Raw genomic sequence first — 7514 nt, 5'->3', positions numbered from 1 at the left:
GAATTAATGCATATAATAATTTTATTGAAAATTGATTCGCGAACTTCAATTTGACAACAAAATACATAAAAAGTTATTAAATTTTTTTTGCGTATTAAACCTAGTAAGTTTATAAGTTAAATAAAATTAGAGAGAAGGTAAAATTTTATGAGTTTGAAAAAATTTATTAATGTAGTCGGGATTATTGGTCTAAGTGCATTACTTGTTGCATGTGGTGGGGATGATTCAGCTACTGAAACGAACGAGCAAAATGTTGCAGCAGGGCAATCGCAAAGCGAACAAAAGATTATTGTTGAAGATGCTGTTATTCCAGCGGAAAATCCTGCTGCTTCACCAGAAACGGCTATTAAGCGTGGTGATACAGTTGTTGTAGGCTTGCAGGAGCCAGGTGGTGTATTTACCCCGTATTTCAATACAAGCGGCTATGATGGCAACGTACAATCTGTTATGTTTGAGCCTTTAGTAGATATTAACGAAAAAGGTGAGGCAGTAGCAGGCTTAGCAGAGAAATGGGACATTGCAGAAGATGGTTTAGTTTATACATTTACGTTACGAGAAGGGTTAAAGTTTGATGATGGTACACCGTTAACAGCGGATGATATCGAATTTACATTAACTTTATTGCATGACCCAGCCTATGCAGGTAGTACAGATATTACAGAGGCAAGCATCGTTGGTGGATTAGACTATAAAAATGGCGATGCAACAAATGTTTCAGGTATTAAAGTAATTGATGAGCGTACGATTGAAATTACGACAGATAAAGTAAGTGCTCGTACTTTACGCTTACTAGGTGGTTCAGTGCTGAAGAAGGATTACTACGGGAATGGCTATGTGAAAGGTAATTTAGATTATTTAACAGCACTTCATCAAAAGCCAATCGGGGCAGGTCCATATCGCTTCGTTACTTATTTACCAGGTCAAGAAATTCGCTATGAGGCAAATGAGCATTATTATGGCGGTGCACCAAAGGCAAAAGGCTTTATTTATAAAACAACGGTTGGTGATGCACAGCAATTCTTCCAAACGGGTGAACTAGATTATAGTGCATTAGCAGCGAACCAAGACAATTTCGAATTTTTACAAGCATTAGGCTTTGCTGATATTAATATTTATACATCTTCGGCTTATGGCTATATGACATTTAATCATGAAAAAGAAGTGTTTAAAGACCCAAAAGTACGCCAAGCATTTATCTTAGGTTTAGACCGTCAAACAATTATCAGCACATACTATCAAGGCTTTGCACAAGTAGCGAATGTGCCAGTATCTCCAACGTCTTGGGCTTATACAGCAGATGTAGGCTCTACAGCTTATGACCCAGAAAAGGCAAAAGCGTTATTAGAAGAGGCAGGCTGGACGCTTGGTACAGGTGATATTCGTGAAAAAGATGGTAAAAAGCTAACGGTATATTACTTTACAACAGCAGGTGGTTTAGGCGATACGTTAATTCCAATTGCGAAGGAAAACTATAAAGAGATTGGTATTGATTTACAAGTAGAGCAAATGGACTTTAATGCATTGCTAGCACGTGTAGATAAAGGAGACCATGATTTAGCTTCATTCTCGACAACGATGCTACCAGACCCATATAACGGTGTTGAAGGCTTCCATACAAAGAGCACTAATTCAACATTTAAAGGCTACGGAACTGAAGAAATTGATCAGTTAATTGATGCAACGATTGCAACAAATGATATTGAGGGACGTAAAGCAGCATTCCATGAATTATATAAAGCATTAGAGGAAAACCCACCTGTAATTTATATGGCATATACAAAAGTGTTAAGTGGTGCTAATGCACGTATTGAAGGTTTTGAGCCAAATGGTTACCGTGGTATTGCAAGTAGCTTACGCAATTTACGATTAGCAGAATAATAAACTATATTCGTAAAAGTATTGAAAAATCCGCTTTACTTGTCGGAGAGAAACTAGATAGCCCTCCTCTTTTAACGAAGGTTTATTAGTTTCACTTTCTGAATAAGTGGAGGCGGATTTTTCCTTTATAAAATATAGAATAGGAAGGAATGAGCTGATGAAGGGCTATGTTGTGAAGAGGCTTTTTTATATGATTCCAACATTATTTGGTGCATCGATATTAATTTTCTTTTTATATTCCTTAGTGCCAGGGAATTTTATTGATGCAGATCAAAATTTAACGGCTGAACGGAAAGCGGAATTGTATGAATTGCATGGCTATAATGAGCCTGTCGTCATTCGTTATTTTATTTGGCTAAAAAATTTATTAAAAGGTGACTTAGGTTATTCGTTACAATTCCAGTTGCCTGTTGGTGAAGTAATTGGAAATTACATATGGAGTTCATTTATCGTAGCGTTAGCATCATTAATTTTAACATGGTTTATCGCTATATTAGTTGGAATCGTATCAGCGATTCGACAGTATTCAATCTGGGATACATTTATCACGATTATCGTATTTGCAGCTATGGCAACACCTTCATTTTTCCTAGGGCTAGTTATTATTAAAATATTTGCGGTCGATTTAGGATGGTTACCTGCGGGTGGCATGATTTCTACTGGCAGTAATTTCACTGGCTGGGATTACGTGAAGGATGTAGCGGAACATATGATTTTGCCAGTGCTCGTTTTAACGATGCTTGGTATCGGAGGTTTAACACGTTATTTCAGAACAAATATGCTGGAAGTTATTAAGCAAGATTTTATGCGAACGGCTCGTGCAAAAGGACTGAAGGAGAGAGTTGTCATTTTTAAGCATGGCTTACGCAATGCATTACTACCTGCTATTACATTATTTAGCTTTGAATTGCCCGCATTATTTGGCGGTGCGATTATTACGGAGCAAATTTTTAACTGGCCGGGAATTGGTGCAATTTATATGCAAGCATTTTCGGTGCGTGATTATCCGCTATTAATGGGCTTCACAATGTTTATCGCTGTGTTAACTGTAGCGAGTAATTTATTGGCAGATATTTTGTACGGCATTGCTGACCCGCGAGTACGAGTAAAAAAATAAACTCAAATTGTGTGAGAATTGTGTGCGTGCCTGGCACCTGTAAGGGAGTTGAAATTATGGAAAGTAAACGAAAGTCGTCTTCTTTATGGCGACAAATAGCACGACGTTTTTTACAAAATAAAATGTCACTTATCGGATTGGTGTTTTTAATATTTATTTTTTTCTTTTCTTTTATTGGTCCCCTTTTTTCACCATATGTAAATTTAGGTGTCGATCCAACGAACATCAATCAAGCATCGAGTGCACAGCATTGGCTTGGCACGGATAAATTAGGGCGCGATGTCTTGACGCGTTTAATGCTAGCTGGGCGCATCTCGCTATTAGTTGGATTAGGTGCGATGGTCATGTCTGTTGTCATTGGTGGCGTATTAGGAATTATTTCAGGATTTTATCGTGGTATTGTCGATCAAATTATTATGAGAATTGCAGATGTTTTAATGACATTGCCTGGGTTGCCATTGCTATTTATTATGGCAGCGATTTTATCGGAGTGGAAAGTCCCGACTGAATACCGTATTTATATCGTAATGCTCATGTTAAGTATTGTTGGCTGGCCCGGTTTAGCACGACTTGTGCGCAGTCAGATTTTGAGTTTGAGTGAACGTCAATTTATGCAAGCAACAGAGGCGCTTGGCCTGCGAGATAGCCGTAAATTGTTTAAGCATTTACTACCGAATATTGTACCGCTCTTAATCGTATCGGGAACATTAAGTGTCGGTGGTGCCATTTTAAGTGAGTCGACGCTAAGTTTCTTCGGTTTAGGCGTTGTACCCCCAGATGCATCATGGGGGAATATGATTACATCAGCTAATTCACTTATTGACTTCCAAAAAAGACCGTGGTTATGGGTTCCACCTGGATTATCCATATTTTTAACGGTTATCAGTATTAATTTATTAGGAGATGGGCTGCGCGACGCGATTGATCCAAATATGAAAAGGAGGTAGAGGCTGTTATGGGAAATGCAGTGTTAGATGTTAAAAATCTATTAACACAATATTATACTGGCGACGGCGTGATTAGCGCTGTCAATGATGTTAGTTTTTCAATTCCTAAAGGGCAGACGGTATGCTTAGTAGGCGAATCGGGCTGTGGAAAAAGTGCAGTCGCTATGTCCATTATGGGATTGATTGATGCGGGCTCAGGTGGCGTTAAAAGTGGTGAGATTTTATTTGAAGGAAAAGATTTATTAAAGATGAAAAAGCATGAGCTACGTCAGCTTCGTGGGAATGATATGTCGATGATTTTCCAAGAGCCGATGACTTCTCTAAATCCTGTATTAACAATTGGCGGTCAAATTATGGAGCCATTAATGGAGCATGAGTTAATTTCTAAAAAGGAAGCGAAAAAAAGGGCATTAGAGCTAATCGAGTTAGTCGGCATTGGGCGTGCAGAGGAAATTTTTAATAGTTATCCTCATCAATTGAGCGGTGGCATGCTACAGCGTATTATGATTGCCATTGCTTTGGCATGCTCTCCGAATTTGCTTATTGCGGATGAGCCGACAACAGCATTAGATGTAACAATCCAAGCGCAAATTTTGGATTTACTACGTTCATTAAAAGAGCAAAGAGAGATGTCAATGCTGTTGATTACACATGATTTAGGTGTGGTGGCAGAGGTAGCAGACTATGTCATTGTGATGTACGCAGGGAAAATCATTGAGGAAGGCCCCGTTGTGGAGCTTTTCAAAAACCCTAAGCATCCGTATACGAAGGGCTTGCTGAAGGCTAAGCCTGTTATTAATCAAAGACAAGAGGAATTATATACAATCGCAGGGCAAGTTCCCAATTTGGCTACTTTAACGCCTTCTTGTTATTTTAGTGAGCGTTGTGAGCAATGTATGGCGGTTTGTAAGGAGCAAATACCAGAAATTCAGGATTTGGATAATGGGCAACGGGTAGCATGCTGGCTCTACGAAGAGGTGACAATAGGATGACGAATGAAACGCCATTAATAGAAGTAAAAAATTTAAAAAAGTATTTTGGTGAAAAAAGAGGACTATTTCAGCGTAACGCAAGTGTAGTGAGGGCTGTTGACGGTGTCAGCTTTCAAATTCAACGTGGTGAAACATTCGGTCTTGTAGGAGAGTCTGGGAGTGGAAAAAGTACGATTGGTAAAAGTATTTTACGTCTACAATCCCTTACTGAAGGAGAAGTGCTGTTTGATGGCGAAGATTTGCATAAGCTTTCCAATGCAGAAATGCGCAATCTACGACCTAAAATACAATTTATTTTCCAAGACCCATATAGCTCGCTAAATCCTCGTATTCGTGTTGGGGATGCAATTGGTGAAGCGTTGCTAGACCACGGACTATGTGATAAGCATGAAGTGCGAGAGAAAGTGAAGGAAGTATTGGAGATATGCGGATTATCTGAATATCATATGGACCGTTATCCGCATGAATTTAGCGGTGGTCAACGTCAGCGAATCGGTATCGCGCGTGCCATTATTTTAGAGCCAGATTTTATTGTTGCAGATGAGCCTGTATCAGCATTAGATGTTTCAATTCAAGCGCAAATCATCAACTTATTTAGCAAATTACAGCGCGAAAGAAACATCACATTTCTGTTTATATCACATGATTTAAGCGTTGTGGAGCATTTATGCTCTCGTATTGGCGTACTGTATTTAGGTACGATGATGGAATTGGGCAGTCGTGAACAACTTTATAGCAACCCCTTACATCCATATACGAAGGCACTTTTATCAGCTGTACCAATTCCAGACCCGACGTTAAAACGCGAGCGCATCATTTTAAAAGGGGATATTCCCAATCCTGCGAATCCACCGAGTGGCTGTAAGTTTCATACACGTTGTCCATTTGCGACAGAGCGTTGTAAAGCAGAAGTACCAGTATTTAAAGAGGTTGAAAAGGGTCATTTCGTTGCTTGCCATCTTGTATAAAAAATTTCTTTGATTGTATGATGAATGCGTTGACAACTACTATAGTTAATTGGTAATATGTGAATTAGGTAAAGTCTATAAAATTAGTAGGAATTAAAAGGGGATGAATGGAATGAGCAAATTAGCAAATTCAGTTGCGGATTTAGTAGGTCGTACACCGATTGTGAAGCTAAATAATGCAACAGGTGAAAATGAAGGTACAGTATATGTAAAGTTAGAATATTTCAATCCGGGAAGCTCTGTAAAAGACCGTCTTGCATTAGCGATGATAGAAGCTGCTGAAAAAGACGGTACATTACAGCAAGGCGGCACAATTATCGAGCCAACAAGTGGTAACACAGGTATTGGCTTAGCGATGATTGCAGCAGCAAAGGGCTATAAAGCGATTTTAGTAATGCCTGAAACGATGAGCTTAGAGCGTCGTAACCTACTTCGTGCATACGGCGCAGAATTAGTATTAACACCTGGTCCAGAAGGAATGAAGGGTGCCATTGCAAAAGCCGAAAGCTTATCGAAGGAGCACGGCTATTTCTTACCACAACAATTTGAGAATGCAGCGAATGCAGAAATCCACCGTCTAACAACAGGTCCTGAAATCGTGGAAGCTTTTGAAGGCTTAAAGCTAGATGCTTTTGTATCTGGTATTGGAACGGGTGGTACTATTACAGGCGCAGGCGAAGTGCTAAAAGAGCAATATCCAGAAATCGAAATTATTGCAGTAGAGCCAAAGGATTCTCCAGTGCTTTCTGGCGGTAACCCAGGACCACACAAAATCCAAGGCATCGGTGCGGGCTTCGTACCAAAAGTATTAAATACAGAAGTTTACGATTCTGTATTCACTGTTGAAAACGAAACGGCATTTGAAGTAGCCCGTAAAGTAGCGCGCGAAGAAGGTATCCTATGTGGTATTTCTTCAGGTGCAGCGATTCACGCGGCTATCGAAACAGCGAAACGCTTAGGTGCAGGCTCGAATGTATTAGCGGTTGTGCCATCAAATGGTGAACGCTACTTATCAACACCACTTTATCAGTTTGAAGATTAATTGAATGAGGCTGTCGGAGGTTTTTTCCGACAGCCATTTGTACGTTAATAGGAGTGTTGGCATGACTTTATATAGATTTTCTGCTTCAAAATCCAGTTTACCTGAATGGGGTAAGAGTGGGTTTAAAGAAATTGCAAGAGAACAATTTAATTCACTAGGTATAGAATTTTACTTTGCTTCACCTGAAGCTTCCGATAAAGTTGTTTGTCCAGAAAATTTATTATTTTATAACAATTATTGTTGAATAAATTAAGTGTCTAATGGTCTTTAATTCAACTTGAATGTGTTTTATTTACACATACTTAGATTCATCTTCAATCATTATTTAGTATAAAATTTTTTGTAATTTTTGAATATTAAATCCTATAACTTCTTCCTTTATCTTTGTTTTCATGTCTTCAATTATAGTAAATGGAACAGCTTTAATTCCAAGTTCCATGGCTTTAATAGATGCATCTGGATCGCTTATGTTTATAGATATAAATGAGATATCTCTTTCTGTTAGCCATTTTATTAAATTAGTACAATATATGCAGTGATCACTATAAAATCTGTCTCTTATACACATCT

Annotated in this window: 8 protein-coding genes; 7 read left to right on the top strand and 1 reads right to left on the bottom strand. The window is 38.7% G+C overall.

The window, feature by feature from the left end; all coding sequences use genetic code 11:
* Positions 1-147: 147 nt before the first annotated feature.
* The 7 genes from C9J34_RS05155 to C9J34_RS05125 all read left to right on the top strand — a co-directional run bounded on the left by C9J34_RS05155 (position 148) and on the right by C9J34_RS05125 (position 7188).
* Positions 148-1878: an ABC transporter substrate-binding protein gene (locus tag C9J34_RS05155; RefSeq protein ID WP_107838798.1), complete on the top strand. Its 1731-nt coding sequence runs from the start codon at positions 148-150 to the stop codon at positions 1876-1878.
* Positions 1879-2035: 157 nt separating this feature from the next.
* Complete coding sequence (locus C9J34_RS05150) at positions 2036-2995, top strand: ABC transporter permease (RefSeq protein ID WP_107838797.1); 960 nt, start codon at positions 2036-2038, stop codon at positions 2993-2995.
* Positions 2996-3051: 56 nt separating this feature from the next.
* On the top strand, positions 3052-3942 hold the full coding sequence (gene opp4C / locus C9J34_RS05145) for an oligopeptide ABC transporter permease (RefSeq protein ID WP_107838796.1): 891 nt from the start codon (positions 3052-3054) through the stop codon (positions 3940-3942).
* A gap of 8 nt (positions 3943-3950) precedes the next feature.
* Positions 3951-4934, top strand: a complete 984-nt coding sequence (locus C9J34_RS05140; protein WP_107838795.1) for an ABC transporter ATP-binding protein — start codon at positions 3951-3953, stop codon at positions 4932-4934.
* Complete coding sequence (locus C9J34_RS05135; RefSeq protein ID WP_107838794.1) at positions 4931-5902, top strand: ABC transporter ATP-binding protein; 972 nt, start codon at positions 4931-4933, stop codon at positions 5900-5902. The genes C9J34_RS05140 and C9J34_RS05135 overlap by 4 nt, the downstream gene beginning before the upstream one ends.
* Positions 5903-6014: 112 nt before the next feature.
* Positions 6015-6944, top strand: a complete 930-nt coding sequence (cysK, locus tag C9J34_RS05130) for a cysteine synthase A (RefSeq protein WP_107838793.1) — start codon at positions 6015-6017, stop codon at positions 6942-6944.
* Positions 6945-7005: 61 nt separating this feature from the next.
* On the top strand, positions 7006-7188 hold the full coding sequence (locus tag C9J34_RS05125) for a hypothetical protein (RefSeq protein WP_107838792.1): 183 nt from the start codon (positions 7006-7008) through the stop codon (positions 7186-7188).
* An 81-nt stretch (positions 7189-7269) separates the two neighbouring features.
* Here C9J34_RS05125 and C9J34_RS22305 read toward each other — a convergent pair.
* Positions 7270-7514: glutaredoxin family protein (locus tag C9J34_RS22305; RefSeq protein WP_107838791.1), on the bottom strand; the 245-nt coding region annotated here is incomplete at its 5' end.

The organism is Metasolibacillus meyeri, from assembly GCF_003049505.1.
GTDB classification, from domain to species: Bacteria; Bacillota; Bacilli; order Bacillales_A; family Planococcaceae; genus Metasolibacillus; species Metasolibacillus meyeri.
Note: the sequence above shows the minus strand (reverse complement) of the source record. Positions and strands in the feature narration are given on the sequence as shown.

Excerpts from the sequence above, each read along its gene's own strand:
- C9J34_RS05155 (WP_107838798.1), top strand. The coding sequence starts at position 148 with ATGAGTTTGAAAAAATTTATTAATGTAGTCGGGATTATTGGTCTAAGT.
- C9J34_RS05150 (WP_107838797.1), top strand. The coding sequence starts at position 2,036 with ATGAAGGGCTATGTTGTGAAGAGGCTTTTTTATATGATTCCAACATTA.
- opp4C (WP_107838796.1), top strand. The coding sequence starts at position 3,052 with ATGGAAAGTAAACGAAAGTCGTCTTCTTTATGGCGACAAATAGCACGA.
- C9J34_RS05140 (WP_107838795.1), top strand. The coding sequence starts at position 3,951 with ATGGGAAATGCAGTGTTAGATGTTAAAAATCTATTAACACAATATTAT.
- C9J34_RS05135 (WP_107838794.1), top strand. The coding sequence starts at position 4,931 with ATGACGAATGAAACGCCATTAATAGAAGTAAAAAATTTAAAAAAGTAT.
- cysK (WP_107838793.1), top strand. The coding sequence starts at position 6,015 with ATGAGCAAATTAGCAAATTCAGTTGCGGATTTAGTAGGTCGTACACCG.
- C9J34_RS05125 (WP_107838792.1), top strand. The coding sequence starts at position 7,006 with ATGACTTTATATAGATTTTCTGCTTCAAAATCCAGTTTACCTGAATGG.